Annotated in this window: 1 protein-coding gene; it reads right to left on the reverse strand. The window is 63.2% G+C overall.

Annotated features, from left to right (window positions below):
- Window positions 1-353 (reverse strand): hypothetical protein (locus BN2475_RS35655; RefSeq protein ID WP_245841426.1); only part of this gene is annotated, 353 nt, incomplete at both ends.

The raw sequence follows: 353 nt of genomic DNA on the forward strand, positions 1-353 counted from the left end.
TGAGCTCGCTCTCGACGGGCCTGAGCACGACGAACAGCAACCTCGACAGCCTGTCGACGTCGACCTCGAGCAGCGTGAGCTCGCTGTCCACTGGCGTGAGCTCGCTGTCCACAGGCGTAAGTTCGCTGTCCACGGGTCTGAGCACGACGAACAGCAACCTCGACAGCCTGTCGACGTCGACCTCGAGCAGTGTGAGTTCGCTGTCGACCGGCGTGAGCTCGCTGTCCACAGGCGTAAGTTCGCTGTCCACGGGTCTGAGCACGACGAACAGCAACCTCGACAGCCTGTCGACGTCGACCTCGAGCAGCATGAGTTCGCTGTCCACCGGCGTGAACTCGCTGTCGACGGGTCTC

The organism is Paraburkholderia ribeironis, from assembly GCF_900019265.1.
Taxonomy (GTDB): Bacteria; Pseudomonadota; Gammaproteobacteria; order Burkholderiales; family Burkholderiaceae; genus Paraburkholderia; species Paraburkholderia ribeironis.